The sequence below is a fragment of the Ornithinibacillus xuwenensis genome, assembly GCF_039614845.1.
Lineage (GTDB): Bacteria > Bacillota > Bacilli > Bacillales > Amphibacillaceae > Ornithinibacillus > Ornithinibacillus xuwenensis.
Map to the genome: position 1 here is coordinate 76,212 of NZ_JBDIML010000007.1, position 20,507 is coordinate 96,718.

Consider the following 20,507-nt stretch of genomic DNA (forward strand, 5'->3'; position numbering starts at 1 on the left):
GTTTTGCGTTAAAATCATAACTTGACGACTTTAATATAGAAAGAAGCTTGATTTTTTTAAGCATAAAAAAGATGGGGTGAATACGATGAAAAAAATCTTTACATCAAAAATGTCCTTCTTTTTCGTAGCTGTTATTTTAATCTGGTTAAAATCGTATCTGATATATGTAACTGAATTTAATTTAGACATTAAAAATGGAATGCAAGAATTCCTACTTTTCTTTAATCCAATTAGTTCCGCTTTGATATTCCTTAGTATTGGATTATTTGCTAAGGGTAAGCGTGCTGGTATTTGGATTATCATTATTGATTCTTTCATGAGTATACTCTTGTATGCTAATGTTGTGTTCTATCGATTTAATAACGACTACATTACGCTTCCAACACTTACCCAGACTGATAACTTCGGTAGTCTTGGCGGCAGTATTGCTAGCTTAACGCAGTGGACAGACATTTTCTATGCACTCGATGTTGTTATTCTAATTGGACTATTCATTTGGTCTAAAAAGCATTGGAGTACAGAACGAATCAGTAGAAGAAAACCGATCCTTATTTTTATTATCGGTTTAATTGCATTTTCCATAAATTTAGGTTTAGCAGAAGCGGACCGACCAGAACTACTAAAAAGAACTTTTGATCGTAATTATATTGTGAAGTATTTAGGAATTTATAACTTCACAATTCATGATGCAGTACAAAACATTAAATCTTCATCACAACGTGTACTAGCAGATAGTGATGATATTACGGAAGTTGAAAACTATACGAAAAACAAATACGCAGAACCAAACCCAGAATTGTTTGGTGTTGCTGAAGGAAAGAACATTATTAAGATTCATTTAGAGTCTTTCCAGACATTCTTAATTAATTATGAATTACACGGTGAAGAAGTAACACCTTTTCTAAATTCATTAGTAAATGATTCAGAACAGAACTATACGTATTTTGATAACTTCTTCCACCAAACTGAACAAGGTAAAACAGCAGATGCCGAGTTAATTATGGACAACTCAATTTATGGATTACCTCAAGGTTCTGCATTTGTAACAAGAGGTACGAACACGTACCAAGCATTACCTGCAATATTAAATCAACAACAAGGTTATACTTCAGCCGTATTCCACGGAGATTACAAATCTTTCTGGAATCGCGATGAAATTTATAAGCAATTTGGTATCGACACGTATTTTGACGCAAGCTACTATGATATGAGTGAAGAGAATGTAATCAACTATGGTCTGAAGGATAAACCATTCTTTGAAGAGTCCATGCCGCTGTTAGAATCATTAGATCAACCATTCTACGCGCATATGATGACATTAACACACCATCACCCATATCTAGTTGGAGAAGAGGATGCAACTATTGCTCCTGCTGAAACTGGTGATGAATCAGTGGATACGTATTTCCAAACTGCTCGTTATTTAGACGAAGCTTTAGAGCAATTCTTTAACGATTTAAAAGCAAATGGTTTATATGAAGATTCCGTAATTCTTATTTATGGTGATCACTATGGAATTTCTGAGAACCATAATCGTGCGATGAGTGAAATCATTGGTGAAGAAATAACACCATTTGTAAGTGCACAGTTACAACGTGTACCATTATTAATTAAAATCCCTGGTGTAGAAGGTCAAGGAACGGTTCATGAATATTCAGGCCAAATGGATGTCATGCCTACCTTACTTCACTTACTTGGAATCGATTCACAGGATTATATCCAATTTGGTACAGATTTATTCTCAGAAGGCCATAAAGAATATGTTCCATTCCGTAATGGTGATTTTATCACACCTGCGTATAGCTATATTTCTGGAACCTTCTATGATAATGAATCTGGTGAGGAAATCGAAGCAACGGAAGAGATGTTGAAGATAAAAGACGAAGCGCTTCTTGAGTTAGAGCTTTCCGATAAGCTTCTAAATGGTGATTTATTACGATTCTACACACCTAATGAAGAATGGACACCTGTTGATCCATCGATTTATCGTTATGGAAACGAATCTGGTGAAATACCAGCAGATCAAGAAAATCAAGATGTGGAGGAATCAGAAGTAACGGATTCCCAATCTGAATAGGAACCATACAGAGTAACCTAAAGGAAGATTTTCCTATAGGTTACTCTTTTTTATTTTTCATGAAATAAGATCTTTCTGCTCATACTATTGGGGAATACTTCAGAAAAGAGGTGATATTATGGGACGTGGTGACCATAATCGAGCAACTGGTAAGAACGTTCTTGCTCAAACTCCTAAGAATCAATTATCCGATGGAATTGATGTCGAGTATTCAAAGGAACTAGCTGATCATGATGATGTGGTAGCAATGGAAAGAAGTAATGCTGCCGATAAACGTGCGAAACGAAAATAACCCTTTGTAAAGGTGCCCTTTAGGGTGCCTTTACAAAACTCTAATTCATACATAATGTAATGCTATTTAGCGATTCGTAATACCTCTCCATTGCACCAATCGAATGATATCCTTTACAATAAATATAATAATATTTTCCATTTAACTACCCGAGAAAATGGGAAAGTGAGGAATTTTAATCATGAGTAAAAAAAATGTAGAAGATTACCTTACAGAAGGAATTTACGGAACTCGCTTACCAAAACAAGAAGAACGTGATTATTTTTTAGGCACCTTACGTGAACGCATCGTATTAGCGTTGACAATTGGTCAAATCATGACAGATAAAGGTTTAGATTATTTAGAGGAAACGATGAAAAACCATCGCAAAGCTACATTACTTTTTAATGGAAAAATCGCTTCCAGGTTCCTAAAAGCAGAGAAGGAATTAGCTAATAAATACAGTATCCCTTATACTGTTATTACCAATGAACATGTCGAGACCGACATTGGTGCCGTACTAACATATGATTATGCTATCGATAAAGAACAGATTTTCCTAGAGCTCGATAATAATCAAACCAATCAACAGAACACAAAAGACCATCACAAACAATCGGTTGTGACGAAATTAAAAAACTTCTTTCAATAAGATAGGTAAGCTATAATACCTATCTTTTTTGATGAGAATAAAAGCTATAAACAGTTCCATACTAATCATGGAGGTGTGTATAATGGCACAAAAATATCGTTGTCCAAATTGCAAAACGAATCGTTCGCGATTTAACATTATTGAGCAAGTTGCGAAGCCAGTAAAATTAGATCCACAAACTGGTGATGTACTTAACGATTATTCCAATAGCCAGCTAGAGCCATTTCATACTGCTTATAATGGTCCGAAACATCGTGTTCAATGCGGTTCTTGTGGACTAGTCGAGGATGAAAAGACTTTTATTAAATTTGCAGAATTACAATAACAAGATTTTTAGGTGGAGGTATGTAGAAGAATCACAGATCAGAGCTGTGGTTCTTCTATTTTATCCCATAACGTATTAGTATATATTGCAACATTTTTTCTGTTACACTAATGGATGGAGGTGTTCACATGCGTTTAACGGATAAAAAAATAATCGCTCTTGTAGAGCATGATTTTGAAGATCTAGAGCTTTGGTATCCTATATTACGTCTGCAGGAAGAAGGAGCAATCGTTCATTTAGTAGGAAAAGAAGCGAAATCTAAATATATTGGCAAATATGGTGTTCCTGCTGAGTCTGATTTTTCATTTAACGAGATATCTTCAGCAGATTATGATGCGATTTTAGTACCAGGTGGATGGGCACCGGATAAGCTTAGACGCTATCCAGAGGTTATAAAATTTGTTCAAGAAATGGACGCAGCACAAAAGCCCATCGGCCAAATTTGTCACGCTGGTTGGGTATTAATCTCAGCAGACATATTGAAGGGTAAACAGGTTACGAGTACGCCTGGAATAAAAGATGATATGGCAAATGCAGGAGCTACTTGGCATGATGAGCCAGTGGTAGTAGATGGACATATTGTTTCTAGTCGTCGTCCACCTGATTTACCGCCATACGTAAAAGCATTTGCAGATCTATTAGCCGAAAAATAAAGTGGGAGTTCATAGGTAGTGGGGATTTCTTTCTTCTCCTCTCATACCAGGGCGAATGTCTTTACGGGTAAATTGGATGCTAAAAACAAGATACAATCGATGTAAATGCCCATTATGTCAGTCATAATGGGCTTATTGTTGTTACAACAAGTATAGTTCCATGCTTTTTTGCTTTCTTTACACATAGAAAACGTTTCCATATAATAAGATTAACGACAACAATCGGGGAGGAGTTTTATGAAACAAATCGAAGAAGGTACGTTACTTTGGAAACCAGATAACCAACGAATTAACCAATCAAACCTGGTACATTATATGAAGTGGCTAGAAGATAAAAAAGGCCTTCCATTAGAAGACTATCAATCTCTCTGGGAATGGTCGGTTAATGAATTGGAAACATTCTGGGAGACTATTTGGGATTATTTTGATATCCAATCTGCTACACCGTATGAATCTATTCTATCAAAACACACGATGCCCGGCGCCAAATGGTTTGAAGGTGCTACTATTAATTACTCAGAACATATTTTTAGAAACTATGCAGAGGATAAAACTGCAGTCATACATACCTCTGAGCTACGTCCTGAAACTTCAGCTATTACGTGGAAAGAACTTTATCATGATACTGCAGCACTTCAAAAAACACTTAAACATCTAGGTGTCGAAAAAGGAGACCGTGTCGTTGCCTATATTCCAAATATATATGAATCCATCGTGTCCTTTCTTGCAACAGCAAGTATCGGTGCAATCTGGTCAAGTGCCTCTCCTGATTTCGGTAAGCAAAGTGTCATAGACCGTTTTAAACAGATAGAACCAAAGGTCATGATTACAGTAGATGGTTATTGCTATGGTGGGAAGAATTTTGATCGTACTGAGGTTATACAAGAGATTCAAGCAGAGCTAACCTCTTTAGAAGCTACCATTGGCATTCCGTACTTAAACGCTGGACATCATTTCGAAGAACTAAAAGATGTGACGTTATGGAGGGATGCCATTCATGATGCTACATCCCCCCTTACTTTTGAGCATGTAAATTTTAATGATCCACTTTGGATTCTATTTTCTTCTGGTACGACAGGGAAGCCAAAACCAATTGTTCAAAGCCAGGGCGGCATATTACTAGAGCATTTAAAAGCATTAACATTCCATACGGATTTACATGAGGATGACCGATTCTTTTGGTTTACAACAACTGGATGGATGATGTGGAATTATCTTGTCAGTGGATTACTAACCGGAAGTGCCATTATATTATATGATGGCAATCCTGTTTATCCAGACAAAAAAATGCTATGGAAACTTGCCGAAGAAACAAAAATGACTATCTTCGGTACCTCTGCAAGCTATATTACTGCCTGTATGAAGGATGGTTTTTCGCCAGGTAAAGCATTTAATTTAAAACATCTAAAAAATATTAGCTCTACTGGTTCACCATTACCACCCGAAGGATTTAAATGGTGTTATGACCATGTAAAGGAAGACTTGTGGATTGCATCTGTAAGTGGTGGTACGGACGTTTGTACTGCGTTTATTCTAGGAGCACCTACCTTACCAGTCTATGCAGGAGAGCTTCAGTGTCGGGGCCTTGGTGCGAAAATTGAGAGCTTTGATGAACGCGGACAGTCGAAAATAGATGCAGTTGGAGAGCTTGTCCTAACCGAGCCTTTCCCTTCTATGCCAATCTATTTTTGGAATGATGAAGATGGAAGTCGAATGCATGATAGTTACTTTGATATGTACCCTGAAATCTGGCGACATGGAGACTATTTAAAGATAACAGACCGAGGGACCTGCATTATCTATGGTCGCTCCGATGCAACCATTAATCGTGGTGGAATCCGTATTGGCACAAGTGAAATCTATCGAGCTGTAGATCAAATTAAGGAGATTGCTGATAGTTTAATAGTTGATATACCATTGTCAACTGGTGACTCCTTTGTACCACTATTTGTCATGATGAAGGATGGTCAACAGCTAACAGAAGCTATTATCAAGTCGGTAAAAAATCAAATCAGAACACAATGCTCTCCAAGACATGTTCCAACCGATATCATTGTCGTATCTGACTTACCACGGACATTAAATGGTAAAAAACTTGAGATTCCTGTTAAGAAAATCCTAATGGGACAATCCATGGAGAATGTAGCCAATAAAGGTTCCTTGAGTAACCCAGATTCTCTTTATTACTTCGAACAATTCGCAAAAGAAAAAATGCCCTCCAAGTCCTAATGGGTAGTAGCTGTAGGGAGGATATTGGTGATTTTTCTGACAGATTGGCTATTGACAATACTAATCTATTGGTTGGTTTGCTTCATTTTCTTAAGGGTCCAAAAACGGATCTCGGAACGCACACGTAAACAGGATCTATTTCTATCATTTATTCATAGTATTATCATTGTCATAATACTAGTCATTATCTATTTCATTCAGAACTAAAAGTAGGGAGTCTAATTGACTCCCTACTTCTTATTTCGTGACAATGACATCCTTTGAAGCTGCATGCTTTGAAGAATACATGATTACGTTACCAGATCCAGTACGCAAACGAATTGTTTGTTCACCTTCCCCAGCTTTACCTTGAAGGCTTCTTTTTTCCTTGTGCTCGATACTCATTGGGATATTTGCTACAATCGATCCTGAACCCGTCTTAATATCGAACATACTGTTAAGCTCATACTCCTGAAACTCTAAATTAATATTGCCGCTACCCGCTTTCAAATCTAGAGTAGCGTTCTCTTTTATCGTTAAGTCGATATTTCCAGACATCGCATGTCCTTTAATATCTCCTCGAGTATCCTGAAAGCTGATTTTACCAGAAGAAACAATAGCTTTAATGGTTTCCGCATATAAATGCTCCGCTTCAATTTTTCCAGAGCTTGCATGTAAATCAACATCCTGCATTTGAACATCCTGTAAATGAATACGCCCTGAACCAGCCCTAACATCTAGCTGTTGTCCTTTTATCCCCTTCATCACTACTTTTCCGGATACCACTTCTCCATTGATATCACCATACACCGAATGAACATCGACACTTCCCGATGTTACCGTGAAGTCTAATTGTTCCACTTTAACTTCTCGTATAGTAAGCTTACCCGAAACACTAACAGATTTAATTTTTTCTGCACTAATTTCAGATAGCTTGATGGCGCCAGAAGTCGCATGCACATTTAAGCGATTTGCAATCAATTGCTTTGCAGAGATTTTCCCGGAAGCAGTTGCAATATCCCAATTCTCTGCAATATCTTTTGGAACCTTCAATTGCAAATGACATTTCGGCATATTTCCAAAGAGCATAAAGGTCACCTTTTCCTCTTTTTTAGCAGTAATCGTTAATGTATCTTCCGTGTGTTTGGTTTTAAGCTCTGGACCGCCTTCATACGTATGCAACACAACATCAACTCTTGGATGCTCATGAACAACTACCTCAACCTCAGCACTAGATGTAGACATGATAAGATTTTTTACGCGAGTACACGCAATTGTTGCTTCTTGTATGATCGTTTCTCTAGGAGTTTTTCTTAACAAATTTAGTAAACCAAATCCCTTATTTTCCACAAATACCAGCTCCTATGTTTTAAAAAATTCTTACCATTAGTGTACTAGAATGACGGTTATTCACAACGTCCTACTGATGGAGGTATTCTCAGCCTTGAGGCTGATATTACTTACTCTAAAAAACGATCCCGTAATGCAGGTGAAGGAATCATACAGCTGTCACGTTTCCCAAACCATTTATAGCGGTTACGAGCAATTATTTCATAAACAAAATTACGAATTGGTCTTGGTACAATAATAAAAAGATAGGATAGCTTCCACAATCCCTTTAAATTTCTACAAACCTTTAGGGCTGCTGTAGATTTCACATATACGTTATTATTCTCTATATAAACAAAGCTATCAAGCTCCTTAGGGATACCATTCTCCTTTAAAAGACTTTGCCCAATATCACTTTGTAGCGAGGTAAATTTATAGATCCCTTTTGGATCACGTTTAATAATAAACTGGACACTAGAATTACAGAAGTTACATTCGCCATCAAAGAGAATAATTCGATCCATAGCAAGCACCTCCATTCGGAAGATATTTATCACTTTTTGCCTACAGGAAAAGCGCCCCTCCAATAGAGCGCTTTTTACTTTATTAATAAGTTGGCTTTAATTCATCCGGTATCATTGATTTTGTTGCCATACTAACCACAACATATGCTACAAATGAAGCTACAATTGGCAGAACTACTGCATGCATACCGAATGGCTGTGGGAATATGTCAAAATCAGAAAGGATATACAACCCTACTCCGACAATCATCGAAGCTATCGCACCATACTTGTTACCATTCCTCCAGTATAGCCCAAGAACTACTGGCCATATAAACGCAGCTTCTAATCCACCGAAAGCAAATAAATTTAACCAAATGATTAAATCCGGGGGATCCAGTGCAAGAATAAATACAATTACCCCTAATATAGCTGTAATTGAAATACTTAGTTTCTTAATACGTTGATGTGAAGCATCCGGGCGAACATAATTAATATAGACATCTTTAATAATAGTCGAACTGACTAAGATTAATAAAGAATCAACTGTTGACATGATTGCTGCCATTGGCGCAGCCAATACGATACCTGCAAGCCAAGGAGGCATCACCTCTAAAGCAATAAGTGGCATTACCTTATCCCCAACATCAATACCAGGTAAAATCGGTCTTGCGAATACACCGATTAAATGCATATTTAACATAATAAAACCGACTACAATCGTACCGATGATTAATGCACGATGCATCGACTTTGCATTTTTGTAAGACATTGCACGCACCGCTATTTGCGGCAAGGCAACAACCCCAACCCCAACTAAAATCCAGAATGACGATACGAAGGCAGGTGTTAACGTCCCATCTGCCCCATATGGCGTAATTAGGTTTGGATTCTCCGCACTTAAGTCTGCAATAATATTGGAAATTCCTCCACCCGCAATTATCGTTGCTATTAACAAAATCAATGTCCCAACAAACATGACACTGCCTTGTATCGCATCTGTTAACGCAACTGCACGAAAACCACCAACTGTAACATAGATTAATACAGAGAGTGCAAAGATAAACAAAGCAGTCGTATAGGAAATACCAGTCAAGGACTCAATTAGTCTAGCGCCACCAATCCATTGTGCAGCCATCGCTGAAAACAAAAATACAATAATACTAATTGCCGACAGCACAACAACTGAAGTAGATTTATAGCGTTCCTTTAAAAAGTCCACCATCGTAATCGCATTATACTTTCTCGTTACAATGGCAAATTTTTTCCCGAGAACCATTAATACAAAATAACCTGTTGCCACTTGTGTCATGGCAAGGAGCACCCAGCCTAGTCCTTGGGTATAAGCTGTCCCCGGACCACCAATGAAACTACTGGCGCTTCCATAAGTAGCTGTCATCGTCATGGCAAGAATAAATCCACCTAAACTACGATTCCCTAGAAAATATTCCTGCATAAAGGATTGAGATGATTTTACATATTTACCAGCATACATACCTGCTGCAAAGATAATAATTAGAAAAATAATTAACGGAATTAGTGCTTCAAGGTTCATGATTGATCCTTCCCTTCTTCCTCATCATCAAAGGGAACTTCAACGAAAAACAGCTTTACGACTAAGAATACTAGAATTACCATAACAATAAACCCAAGGACACAGCTATAGAAAAACCAGTCTGGTAGTCCAAAGACCTCACCATACTCCTCGGGGTCTTTACTTCCTAGCCCATAAGCAAAAGCATACCACCAAATGAAATTGAATATGACTAAACCAACACCAATTAGTGCTTCTCGATTGGCAATCTTATTGCGATAATCTTTCTTATCTTGCAATCTAGACCCCCCTTGTCTATTCGTACAATATTCACTATCTACTATATAGTATAGATATGACAAAAGAAATAATTAAATATCAGTATTACTTCGTTCAGATTTTATTATACCAATTCTAAAATTATCCTGTAAAATGCCGGAATTTGAGCCCATTTTGAATATAAATGCAATTTATCTCAACTAAATTCGTCTAATTAAATGAAAACCAGGAGGTGATGTATTGTGTCGCATAATGAAATAATATCAAATTGGTTTGAGCGCTATGGAAATGATATTTATCACTTCTTAATATATCGAGTTGGACCAACAGATGCCGAAGATTTATTGCAAGAGGTCTTTATTAAAGCATTAAAAGGTTTTAATGGTTTTAAAGAAAACGCTACACCAAAAACTTGGCTATTTAGTATCGCAAGAAATATCGCTATTGATGAATCAAGAAGAAAAAAGTCAAAAAAATGGGCAGATACTATTCCAATTGATACAAGCAATGAACCAAAAACGAATGACTCTCCTGAAACGATTTTAGATTTCAATGAAGAAACAAAAGCTATTTATCAATGTATTCAGCTTTTAAAGCCTAAATACCAGGATGTCATCATCTTAAGAGGAATTAAGGAACTTTCCGTTCAAGAAACAGCTAGAATACTAAAATGGAGTGAAAGTAAGGTAAAGTCGACACATTATCGTGCAAAAAAAGCCCTACATGAAGAACTAAGGAGGTGCTTCTCTTATGAAGAGATTAAATCACCTAGAACGATTAGATGAACACTTAAAAATGATGCCGAAGCCTAATTTAACTAGGGATAAGAAAGATAATATTAAGCATGCCATCCAGAATACGAGGATTCCTGCAAAACCGAAGCGAAGTTATAAAGCGATTACCACTTCTCTAGGTGCAATTGTAGCTACCGTAATCTTTGCATTTTTAATATACGGCAATCTTGGCCATAACCCGCAATCTACTTCCCTAAACTTCTCAGATTTAGTGGAAGAGAATATCGATAAGATTGTCGGAACATTCGATGGTGAAAAATTTTCTTCAGAGGAAGGCGAAATAATTGAACTCTTTTCCAATACTGTAGGTACGATGGAGTTAACAAAGACTAAAAAGGAGAGCTTAGAAATAACTCATTCATTAGAGCTCTATAGTGCCCATGCCATAATAAATACGATTCATTTTGGTGAAAGCAATTTGATGCTAGTAGACGGAAAACAATACGAAGTAGACCCTTCAAAATGGGAGGAATTTAAAAAAGTATTCTTTACAGAGCAATACCAAATAGACGAGGAAGATACCGAGAAATCACCTCTAGAATCAGAAGATGCTTCGGTCCTATTAGAAGAGGAACTTGCAAAATCACCACGTGAACGAAACTGGGAGAAAATACTAGCATATGTAAAGGATGGAGCAAATCCAGACAGGGCTCTACTATTCGCGGCAGAGGAAAATAACATTACCGCTGTTACGCAACTACTTCAGGAGCAAGCAGATCCAAATACGACCGATGAATCCGAAAACACTCCTTTAATGCTAACAAGTAGGGTGGAAATAGCTTCTATTTTATTCGATTATGGTGCTGATATTGAACTTCGGAACGAGCGAGGTTACAGCGCTCTAGTAATTGCGGTTTATGGACATCATACCCAGATGGTCCAAAAATTATTAGAATTAGGAGCAAATCCAAATACAACAGTCCAAATGGATAGTGAGATAAGCGTATTATGGATGGCTGGAAAATACAATGACCAGTCTATTAGAGATTTACTAATTCAGCATGGTGCTACCCTAGTAGATGGTTATGATCAAGAATCTTGGATGATATCACAATTCCCTTGGTTAACCGACATGCTGGAGGATGACCTACTTTCATATGCTGCTACAGGGAGATTACCAGGAGTTCCTATGATTCAGATTCCATCCGACCCCAATACGTTTGCTAATCGTTATGGTGAGCCATTTGAAACCATTACGGTTAACGATGGTATTGCGCAAGTTTATGGTGATCACATCTTTATAAAACCAGGTGAAAACGAACTATATACTTCCTATCGGTATGAACTGAACCCCGGCGATGTCGTCAAGGTTGCTAATGTTGAAAATGTACTAGGAGAACCAAGCACGGTAACTTCTGAACAAGACTTACGAATTCTCTCTTATAATCTTGAGCATTATGAACTTCAGTTTACTGTTGAGGGAAGCGAGAGCTATTCAAAAGAAGAAGCACGCGTCATATCGCTAGAATTAATCTATAAACAACCAGGCATAGTCGAACAGGCAAATAACGTATTAACCTTATTACAGGAACAAGATATGAATGGTTTAGCAGAAGAAATTCATCCGGATAAAGGCGTAATCTTTGCTCCATATTTACAAATACAGCAAACGCCAATGTCTGAGGAACATGAACCTATTAATTTCCAGACTAATGAAATACCTGGTCTCCTAAATGACTCGACCATATATAATTGGGGCGTTCAAGGAGCGAGCGGGCTACCAATTGAAATGACAGCCGCTGAATACTTTGATAACTATGTGTATACGAAACAAGAACCTGATGTATTGTATGTGAACGAAGAAGCACATGGAGGAACCGAATACTTGTATAGCGTCAGAGAAGTATATCCAGATGCACAAACGGTAGAGTATTTCTATAATGAAACCCAAAGTGACTACGATTTAAGCTGGGCCGGCCTAATGCTAATCTTTGAACCATATCAAGGTGAATGGAAATTAGTCGGTATTGTTCATAATGCTTGGACGCCATAAGAATGGTGGATGTATTGGGGATTCAGCGGTTCGGGTATTTTTATCATCGGTTGTTCCAATTTTATCAGCGAATCAGGGGGTGTTATCAGCGCATTCTCGTTTTTATCAGCGATTCTACGATTATATCAGCGAATCGGGACTTTTATCAGCGAATCAACATTTTATCAGCGAACCGGGACTCCTTTTCGTCGGTCTCATGATTATATCAGCGAATCCAATGCTTTTATCAGCGATTCTACAATTATATCAGCGAATCAGGTGCTTTTATCAGCGATTCTACGATTATATCAGCGAATCAGGTGCTTTTATCAGCAATTCACCCATTAACTATAAAAAAGGGATCCCCTTTCCAGGAGATCCCTTCTTGTATTAATCCTCTAAGCTTACTTGTAGAACTTTATCTTCATATTCTGCCATTTCAAATGTCTTTGATGTTGTTCCATCTGTTACTACAAGTGTCACTTCTTTTTCTCTCAAAATGTCTACATGTCTTTTATTCAAAAGGAGCATTCTGATTTTCTTTTCGTTGTAGATATTGATTACTACTTGAACACCATGCTCGAGTGCTACTAAATCCTGCATGTAAACGGTGGCCATCCCGTTATTTTTCTTTGGCTCCACTTCTACAACTGGACGTTCTTCGCCATCACCAGGTTCTTCGTCCGTGACAGAAATTCTTCCTTCTGCTTCATAGACGATTGGATGTGATTCAGAACTATTAAAGCTTCTTACATAGTTAACGGTTGCTTCAATGTCCTCTGGTCCCATAATTGGATTTTGTCCTAATTCTTTAATTGGACCTTCAGAAGTTCCCATATAATTATTTACTGTCAATGTATACACTGCATCTTCATCAATTGGCGTGCCATCTGGGAAGGTAATATCCACGACTTGTTGTAATTCTGGGTTGTATGTGTAATGGAAACCTGCAATGCTATAATCTGAACCATAGCTTGATATTTGCTCGTTCAAAATTGGGTATAGATCTGCACCCGTTATTTCAACCGTCATTAACGTATTACCGAATGGCTGGATATTATATAGTTCTCCCCACGTGATTGGTCCAGCAGGAAGGATATCACGGATTCCGCCACCATTCATCATGGCAAAGTCACTGTCCATTGCCCAATTCATCCCATCTGCAATAAGATTTCCTAAGCCATGGTCACTTCCATTCGTATAGCTTCCGGATAAATCTTGAGCATTGTATCCCACTACCTCATTAATAATAGGTGCAATTGCTTCCTCGTAATGAGTTAACGTCTCTGCAACCTCTGCATTTGGGGTATAGTCGCTTTGCTTAACAAATACGATTTCCGCTTCCTTCTCTACAATATCACCAGTCGTGCGATCGATTTGAATATCTACATCTGCAAATGCTTTTCCATATTCATTTGCTTGCACAATTAACTTATTATCTACTACGGCATTATTAACAACATGGTTATGTGCCGCAAAAATAATATCTACTTCATCATTGATGGTGTTCGCTAAATCCGCAGCCTCTCCAGTAGCAGAATCACCAGATTGATTTGCTGGCATATGTGCTAATACGACGATTGCTTCTACACCTTGATCGGTGAGCTCCGCTACCGCATTGTCGACTGCTTCTGCTTCATCTGTAAAAGCTATACCTTCTAGTGATGCAGGCATTACCATGTTCACTGTTTCAGTTGTGTTGACACCAATAAATCCAATCTCTACACCGTCTACCTCTGCTATATAATATGGATCAAGGAATGTCTCGCCAGTGTCTTCATATACGCAATTTGCACATAGAACAGGGAAGTTCATGCCATCATAGCCATCTGTTCCCTTACCTTCTGGGTGTTCACCACCATTAACCATTCGCAGTAATTCATCTAAGCCTTCATCAAACTCATGGTTTCCAACTGTACCAACATCGAATCCGATTTCTTCCATAATCTCCACAGTAGGCTCATCCTGTAGTAATCCAGATACGGGTGAGCTTCCACCAATCATATCACCTGCATGTACAATTAAGGTGTTTGGATTTTCCGCTTCCCGTTCCTTAATTGCTGCAGCTGTATAATCCATTCGTCCGTACATATCCTCTGTTCCGTCACCATCTGGGTCCATCATATATTCTTGATCAATTTTCCCATGAAGGTCATTCATGCTCAAGAGTTGTACTTCTAACATTTCTGGGTTTTCACTATCATCTTCACCAACAGGAGTATATCCATAGGATTCCGCTTCCTCTGGACTAGAAAAGAAAATTCGTTTATCAACTGGAACCTCTGCCCAGTCCTCTGGCACTACATATTGCATTGTATCCGAATTCCCAACATATCGTAACAATCCCTTTTGATCGTCAAACGCACGGAATACAAACGGTAATTCTAATAATGGGTTTTCTGGATTCCAAATTCCAAGTCCTGCATCCTTCGCTTCTCGAACAGCATCCTGAAATACCGGGTAGGCTTCTTCATCAATTGGCGCAATGAAATATGTTGATGCATAGCCTTGAGCAACCATTTCAAGATTGATGTTTACGTTATCCTCTTTACGAATAACCTCCGCCAAAATTCTTCCATAATCATCTGTTGGCTCATCACCAATCTTCAAATAGATTTCATCACCAGGCTGTAGCAACTCACTAATATATGATTTTGCTAATTCTCCATAATATTTCTGGTTTTCTTTAATTTCTGCTCGAGCAGGGTCATCATTATGAGCATCATAAGTCTCCGCTGTGTCGATATTCAAGAAACGTACTCTTGTTTGACCAAACACTGGTGACTCAATTCGAATCGTATCACCATCTGTGATACTTTCGACTGTAGTTTCATAAAGACCCGCTGCAGACGGCGGCTCCGGTTGTTCTGCAGCCACTTGAATATCCTCTTGCTGAGTAGGAATCAGCTGATAATCGTTATATTGGCTCACGATTGCTGTAATGTCATACCACATATCTGATTCTATTAAACTAATATCCAATGCATTTTGCATGACTCGTAGAGTTGTTCCGTTGAACTCCGCGTCCACTACTGAAACATTATATCCTCCACCAGCTGGACTCTCTGGGATATTATCTATAAAGCCATTAATCTGTACTAACTGTCCCTCATAGGACTCCGCAACAGCAGGGTCCTGTAATGCTTCTAATGTAATTGATTTTGGTTCTGGTAACGGTTGCCCTTGCTCCACAACCTCAATTGTTGATGGGACGATTTCTTTTAAACCATTATAGGAATCTAGTTCTCCTATAACTTGTACACGGTCTCCCTTTTCTACTGATGGTAATTCCCCTTGTTCAAAAGCAAATAAATTTATACCTGCTGTATCATCTTGAATATAAGTTGTAAATTGTGTCCCATTGCTTAATGCTGCATTATCTGCCGTTATAATACCTTCTACTTTTACAACGGTACCATCAGACAAGTCTCGAACATCAGCAATTGGCGTCACTTCTGCACCTGGATCATCTGGGTCACCAGGATCTCCTGGGTCACCTGGATCTAATCCATCCAGCACATGATTTCCAAGGTAAGCAAACGTATTTTGTCCATATTCTGTCCATTCTAATGCGTCATAATTAGAATTTGGAGCTATAACGGACGCATTCCTTACAAATGTTACATCCTTCGCAAAGTCACTATCTTCACCAATATTTCCAAATACATCTAGTAAACTATCATGGTTGCGTAATACAATAACGTCATCACCATTAAAGTTAATAACTGCTCCATTCGTTACATCTGCTACATTTTGTATCTCTGCTGATGCGCTTGGATGAGCTAATACCAATACATCGCCATGTTCTAGTGTTCCGGAAAGTGTTAATGACTGACTCGGTGTCTGGGAACCATTACTATACAACTCGATTTGATAGTTTGATAGATCAACAGACTCCCCTGTGCCATTAAATACTTCAATCGCCTTATTGTAAGAACTTCCCTCTATATACTCAGAGATGAATAGCTCTTCGGCAAATTGATCTACTACCTCATTACTCTCTGCTGCACTCATAGCAAACACATTAGAAGTATTCATGAATACAAGAGCAAAAATAAGAAATAGATTTAGCAACTTTTTGATCGATGCTTTTTTCATTTGTACCCTCCATTTTTCATAGAATATTGATGCAAATTTGCATCTGACAATTCATTATTACCACATCCACCAAGCTGTTTCTATTAACTTTTTGTAAATAGAGGGAATATTCCATACTATTAGCCTATGATATGTTAAAAACAGTTATATATACCCAGATTTCTGATGTAGGGTATTATGACTATAATTATCAATAATAAAAAAGACTGTTCCCCGAAAGGAACAGTACCACTAGTTATTTAACACCTTATCAATCGATTCATTTAATTCTTGGATATCCTGATAGTCAACTTCCTTATCCCGAATACCATATTCCTGCTTTAACGCTAGAATTCTAGTAACACTTTCATTTATTCTTGCTTCAGAAATTTCACCTGATTCAACGGCTTGCTTCAACGCACGAAATGCTTCTACAATATCCTCATATTCTTTACTGACAAGAATAATATCGCTTCCCGCCTTAACCGATTGTACAGCTGCTTCACCTGTGTCGTAATGATTCTTTATCGCATCCATCATCATATCATCCGTAATGATTACACCATTAAAATTTAATTCTTCACGAAGTAAATCTGTCATGATCGGCTTGGACATGGATGAGGGAAACTCTGCGTCAAGCTGTGGGAATAAGATATGTGCGACCATCACCACATCAGCACCTTCTTTTATCGCATGAACAAACGGGATTAATTCCAACTGCCTAAGCTCTTCTAAACTTTTGTTGATTTTCGGCAATTCTAAATGAGAATCGACCGATGTATCACCATGACCTGGAAAATGCTTCATCACTGGGATAATATTTTCATCCTCCATACCTTTCATCGTCTGAATACCGAGGTTACTAACCAACTCAGGATCTTCACCAAATGAACGGTCTCCAATTACCGGATTATTAGGATTACTATTCACATCTACTACTGGCGCAAAATTTAAGTTCATCCCAAAAGTCTTTAGCTCTTGTGCTAAAATCTTACCAATTTGATAAGAAAATTCAGGATCATTTTTTAGGCCAATAGCTTGATTGGTTGGAAGCTCACGAATATCCCCAGGCAGTCTAGTTATGCGCCCACCTTCTTGATCAACCGATAAAAACAATGGAACTTTGTTGGATGAATTTATCCGTTTGATGCTATTTACTAAATCAAGTGTTTGGCCAACTGCCGTTAAATTTTTGCTAAAAAAGATAACCCCGCCAATTTTGTAGTCTTCAATCAAGTTTATGGTTTCAGCTGTCGTTGTCGTCCCTTCGATTCCAGCAATCATCATTTGACCAATTTTCTCATCTAATGTCATGGAATCTATTAAGCTAGGAATATCATTTACGATATTTGTAACCTCTGTATAGACGGAGATATGATGTACCACTGGATTAGGTTCTTCGTCTGTCGGCCGGGGCAAAATCCACTTTAACTGATAAAGCTCATTTACCTGATAGACAAGAATGATTTGATCCGTGCTCTCATCCTTATAGTAGTGCTGTGCATCTGGGTTTCCCTTTGCCTGAATAATATCCTCAAAATGTATTTGTTGCAGTTCCTCAGAAAAGGACCTTACGTCAAATACTGTATGATTCTTATAACCAAAGGTAATTCCCTCACTAGAATAATCAATATAAGTCCCCTCACCAGCAATTGTTTCGCTAGTAGGATCACCCCAATTACTAATGACCTCCTCAATACTTGATTCTCCAGCTACTACGGATACCTCTTCCACTTTACCCTCTGCGGCATGTTCAAAGATTTCACCAATCCGTTCATTCGGGGCATTCACGGTAAAGTCATCCTTATTTTCTACTTCATGTTCAATGTCCTGCACATCTTTTGCATCATGTGTATCTTTTAATTGAGTCAGCTTATCCCCAAAGAGGAAAGCACCAATAATTATGAGAAGGACTAACACTAGTACACTATATCCAATTGCCTTTTTCATCCGACACTCGCCCCCTTAAATATTTCTCCACTTAATTAGACGTTATGTTCTTAATAATGTTTCATGTATACATTTTGAAGTCTAATCCATATTGAAATAGATTACTGGAGATATTATAATTATAACATCTAATTATTTGGGGCATTAGCTCAGCTGGGAGAGCGCTACACTGGCAGTGTAGAGGTCAGCGGTTCGAGCCCGCTATGCTCCATTCATACAGAAAGGACTCAACCCTTTATTCTTATTGGGATTGAGTCCTTTCTTATTTTGAGACAATACTTTTTTAAAACCAAGACCATCCATTAATATTTATCAATCGTTAGCCCAATTACAGAGGCCCTTATAATATCTATCTCTTTAAACCTTTTCAGTTCACTCGGTGTACCACTTACGATAGCACCGCTTATCAGATACTCCGTGTTGGTAGATTCAACTCCTGGAATTTCGATTGTAGAATCGTTATTTTCCCAGTATGGAGAGTCTTCTGAAACAGGTAGACCATAAGCGTCATCTCCATGCATTACATGGAAAAAATCCGATTCACTATAATGCAGCTCATTAAAATGTTCAGCATTTGATTTATCAATCCATAACCACTCGACATTCTCTCCGCCTATAATTTCTCCAAGTTCTTCTTGTTTCATCGGTCTTACAAACGATAATGCAACCTCAATTAACGTGTTTTCATCTAGGCCTGTTGCAATTTCCAATTCATTAGGTAATTGATGGTAACCAATATGAGGATAATAAAAATCAATCTCTCTTTCATTATTCAAGTGATTGTACCGTACCGTTCTTTCAAGCTTACTTGTGTAAAACACTTCAACTCTAGTTGGGTTTGTTTGCTTAACGTCACCAATCGCAGGATATTCCTTTGTTACGATTTCCCAAGGAATCAATCTATCCCCCATTTTCTTATAATAGGTAAATTTTCCTTCTGCACTTAGAAATCCATATGAAATACTGGCATCAAGATCCACAATCCCAGCACCTTTGCCTGGGGTACCATGAATTTGCTCCGTTAATCTTTCCATTTCTTGTTCAAATTTCTTGTTAATGAGTGCTTTACTTCCAGCTTGAAGGAAAAATATAATGGCGCATACTGTAAGGACAGAAATAATGATATAAAGGCTAATTTGTTTCCATTTAGTTTTTCGGAAGGCTTTTTGAAATGCAGCACTACTAACAAAATCTCTTTCGCCTATTTGTTCTGTTTTTCTATTCTTGACCATCTTTTTCCTCCTTATATATTTTCAACAATTTCTTTCTCGCACGAAATAGATTCGTTTTTATCGTACTATTGCTTATCCCCAGTAATTCAGATATCTCTGAATATGATAAATTTGACTGGTATTTTAACAGAAGAAGTTCAGCATAGTGGGGCTTTAACTTTAGAAGCATTTCATTTAATTCGTTGGTGCGTTCCTTTGCTAGCATAATCAATTCAGGAAGTTCAGATGTTTCTTTTTCAAGCATGCCATCGTCAAAATGAAGTATGTATTTTTTATTTTTTCTACATTGGTCATAGTAAAAGTTAAGCGCAACGCGTATTAACCAGCTGCGAACGTTTGATAGTTGAATCGTATCCGAGTATCTTAGATATTTATATGCTGTTTCTTGAACTGCATCTTCGGCATCGATATGGGGGATTCCCTTACTTACTAAGTATCGATAAACCATATTTAGTTCGTTATTTAAGTCCCCTAAAAGCTCTCCTTTGCCCATGTCCCTCCCCCTTGTTTATAAGACGTTTTACAAAGATAAAAGTATACAAAAACATACGAATTATTTAATTCTGAATTTAGATTTGCTTATTCTAAGAGGTAATACCTTTCCCATCGAAATATTTTCAAATATAATCGTTTTCAACGCTACTTCTTCAA

At 37.8% G+C, this 20,507-nt stretch carries 16 protein-coding genes and 1 tRNA gene; 9 read left to right on the forward strand and 8 right to left on the reverse strand.

Going from position 1 to position 20,507, the window contains the following annotated elements; all coding sequences use genetic code 11:
- The first annotated feature begins 85 nt into the window (after positions 1-85).
- From ltaS to ABC228_RS16765, 6 genes are all read left to right on the forward strand, one after another.
- Positions 86-2,077, forward strand: a complete 1,992-nt coding sequence (gene ltaS, locus ABC228_RS16740; protein ID WP_345826323.1) for a lipoteichoic acid synthase — start codon at positions 86-88, stop codon at positions 2,075-2,077.
- Positions 2,078-2,195: 118 nt separating this feature from the next.
- A complete protein-coding gene (locus ABC228_RS16745; RefSeq protein ID WP_345826324.1) occupies positions 2,196-2,369 on the forward strand; it encodes a YfhD family protein in 174 nt (57 codons plus the stop codon).
- Between the two features lie 181 nt (positions 2,370-2,550).
- Complete coding sequence (locus ABC228_RS16750; protein ID WP_345826325.1) at positions 2,551-3,000, forward strand: YueI family protein; 450 nt, start codon at positions 2,551-2,553, stop codon at positions 2,998-3,000.
- Positions 3,001-3,082: 82 nt separating this feature from the next.
- Entirely contained in the window at positions 3,083-3,325 is a 243-nt protein-coding gene (locus tag ABC228_RS16755) for a DNA alkylation repair protein (protein WP_345826326.1), read from the forward strand.
- Positions 3,326-3,453: 128 nt separating this feature from the next.
- Entirely contained in the window at positions 3,454-3,978 is a 525-nt protein-coding gene (locus ABC228_RS16760; RefSeq protein ID WP_345826327.1) for a type 1 glutamine amidotransferase domain-containing protein, read from the forward strand.
- Between the two features lie 237 nt (positions 3,979-4,215).
- A complete protein-coding gene (locus tag ABC228_RS16765; RefSeq protein WP_345826328.1) occupies positions 4,216-6,207 on the forward strand; it encodes an acetoacetate--CoA ligase in 1,992 nt (663 codons plus the stop codon).
- A 237-nt stretch (positions 6,208-6,444) separates the two neighbouring features.
- Here ABC228_RS16765 and ABC228_RS16770 read toward each other — a convergent pair whose 3' ends face one another.
- The 4 genes from ABC228_RS16770 to ABC228_RS16785 all read right to left on the reverse strand — a co-directional run bounded on the left by ABC228_RS16770 (position 6,445) and on the right by ABC228_RS16785 (position 9,851).
- On the reverse strand, positions 6,445-7,536 hold the full coding sequence (locus ABC228_RS16770) for a DUF4097 family beta strand repeat-containing protein (protein WP_345826329.1): 1,092 nt from the start codon (positions 7,534-7,536) through the stop codon (positions 6,445-6,447).
- Between the two features lie 110 nt (positions 7,537-7,646).
- Positions 7,647-8,039, reverse strand: a complete 393-nt coding sequence (locus ABC228_RS16775) for a thiol-disulfide oxidoreductase DCC family protein (RefSeq protein WP_345826330.1) — start codon at positions 8,037-8,039, stop codon at positions 7,647-7,649.
- An 82-nt stretch (positions 8,040-8,121) separates the two neighbouring features.
- Entirely contained in the window at positions 8,122-9,573 is a 1,452-nt protein-coding gene (gene panF / locus ABC228_RS16780; RefSeq protein ID WP_345826331.1) for a sodium/pantothenate symporter, read from the reverse strand.
- Positions 9,570-9,851 (reverse strand): YhdT family protein, encoded by a 282-nt coding sequence (locus ABC228_RS16785; RefSeq protein WP_345826332.1) that lies wholly within the window; start codon positions 9,849-9,851, stop codon positions 9,570-9,572. The genes panF and ABC228_RS16785 overlap by 4 nt, the downstream gene beginning before the upstream one ends.
- Positions 9,852-10,073: 222 nt before the next feature.
- On the opposite strand from ABC228_RS16785, the gene ABC228_RS16790 reads away from it, so the two are divergent.
- A complete protein-coding gene (locus tag ABC228_RS16790) occupies positions 10,074-10,616 on the forward strand; it encodes an RNA polymerase sigma factor (RefSeq protein WP_345826333.1) in 543 nt (180 codons plus the stop codon).
- Entirely contained in the window at positions 10,582-12,618 is a 2,037-nt protein-coding gene (locus ABC228_RS16795; RefSeq protein ID WP_345826334.1) for an ankyrin repeat domain-containing protein, read from the forward strand. Before ABC228_RS16790 ends, ABC228_RS16795 begins: the two co-directional genes overlap by 35 nt.
- Before the next feature lie 369 nt (positions 12,619-12,987).
- Here the strand turns inward: ABC228_RS16795 and ABC228_RS16800 are convergent, their stop codons facing one another.
- Positions 12,988-16,695 carry a 5'-nucleotidase C-terminal domain-containing protein gene (locus ABC228_RS16800; RefSeq protein WP_345826335.1) on the reverse strand — a complete coding sequence of 1,236 codons (3,708 nt, stop codon included), beginning with the start codon at positions 16,693-16,695 and terminating at the stop codon, positions 12,988-12,990.
- Between the two features lie 231 nt (positions 16,696-16,926).
- Positions 16,927-18,624 (reverse strand): beta-N-acetylhexosaminidase, encoded by a 1,698-nt coding sequence (gene nagZ, locus ABC228_RS16805; protein ID WP_345826336.1) that lies wholly within the window; start codon positions 18,622-18,624, stop codon positions 16,927-16,929.
- A 138-nt stretch (positions 18,625-18,762) separates the two neighbouring features.
- Here nagZ and ABC228_RS16810 point away from each other — a divergent pair.
- Positions 18,763-18,835: transfer RNA gene (locus ABC228_RS16810), tRNA-Ala, on the forward strand.
- Positions 18,836-18,926: 91 nt separating this feature from the next.
- Here the strand turns inward: ABC228_RS16810 and ABC228_RS16815 are convergent.
- The gene (locus ABC228_RS16815) at positions 18,927-19,856 is read right to left on the reverse strand and encodes an anti sigma factor C-terminal domain-containing protein (protein ID WP_345826337.1); all 930 of its coding nucleotides are present in this window, start codon (positions 19,854-19,856) and stop codon (positions 18,927-18,929) included.
- On the reverse strand, positions 19,843-20,349 hold the full coding sequence (locus ABC228_RS16820; protein ID WP_345826338.1) for an RNA polymerase sigma factor: 507 nt from the start codon (positions 20,347-20,349) through the stop codon (positions 19,843-19,845). Before ABC228_RS16820 ends, ABC228_RS16815 begins: the two co-directional genes overlap by 14 nt.
- Positions 20,350-20,507: the final 158 nt, after the last annotated feature.

Excerpts from the sequence above, each read along its gene's own strand:
- ltaS (WP_345826323.1), top strand. The coding sequence starts at position 86 with ATGAAAAAAATCTTTACATCAAAAATGTCCTTCTTTTTCGTAGCTGTT.
- ABC228_RS16745 (WP_345826324.1), top strand. The coding sequence starts at position 2,196 with ATGGGACGTGGTGACCATAATCGAGCAACTGGTAAGAACGTTCTTGCT.
- ABC228_RS16750 (WP_345826325.1), top strand. The coding sequence starts at position 2,551 with ATGAGTAAAAAAAATGTAGAAGATTACCTTACAGAAGGAATTTACGGA.
- ABC228_RS16755 (WP_345826326.1), top strand. The coding sequence starts at position 3,083 with ATGGCACAAAAATATCGTTGTCCAAATTGCAAAACGAATCGTTCGCGA.
- ABC228_RS16760 (WP_345826327.1), top strand. The coding sequence starts at position 3,454 with ATGCGTTTAACGGATAAAAAAATAATCGCTCTTGTAGAGCATGATTTT.
- ABC228_RS16765 (WP_345826328.1), top strand. The coding sequence starts at position 4,216 with ATGAAACAAATCGAAGAAGGTACGTTACTTTGGAAACCAGATAACCAA.
- ABC228_RS16775 (WP_345826330.1), bottom strand. The coding sequence starts at position 8,039 with ATGGATCGAATTATTCTCTTTGATGGCGAATGTAACTTCTGTAATTCT.
- panF (WP_345826331.1), bottom strand. The coding sequence starts at position 9,573 with ATGAACCTTGAAGCACTAATTCCGTTAATTATTTTTCTAATTATTATC.
- ABC228_RS16795 (WP_345826334.1), top strand. The coding sequence starts at position 10,582 with ATGAAGAGATTAAATCACCTAGAACGATTAGATGAACACTTAAAAATG.
- ABC228_RS16800 (WP_345826335.1), bottom strand. The coding sequence starts at position 16,695 with ATGAAAAAAGCATCGATCAAAAAGTTGCTAAATCTATTTCTTATTTTT.
- nagZ (WP_345826336.1), bottom strand. The coding sequence starts at position 18,624 with ATGAAAAAGGCAATTGGATATAGTGTACTAGTGTTAGTCCTTCTCATA.
- ABC228_RS16815 (WP_345826337.1), bottom strand. The coding sequence starts at position 19,856 with ATGGTCAAGAATAGAAAAACAGAACAAATAGGCGAAAGAGATTTTGTT.
- ABC228_RS16820 (WP_345826338.1), bottom strand. The coding sequence starts at position 20,349 with ATGGGCAAAGGAGAGCTTTTAGGGGACTTAAATAACGAACTAAATATG.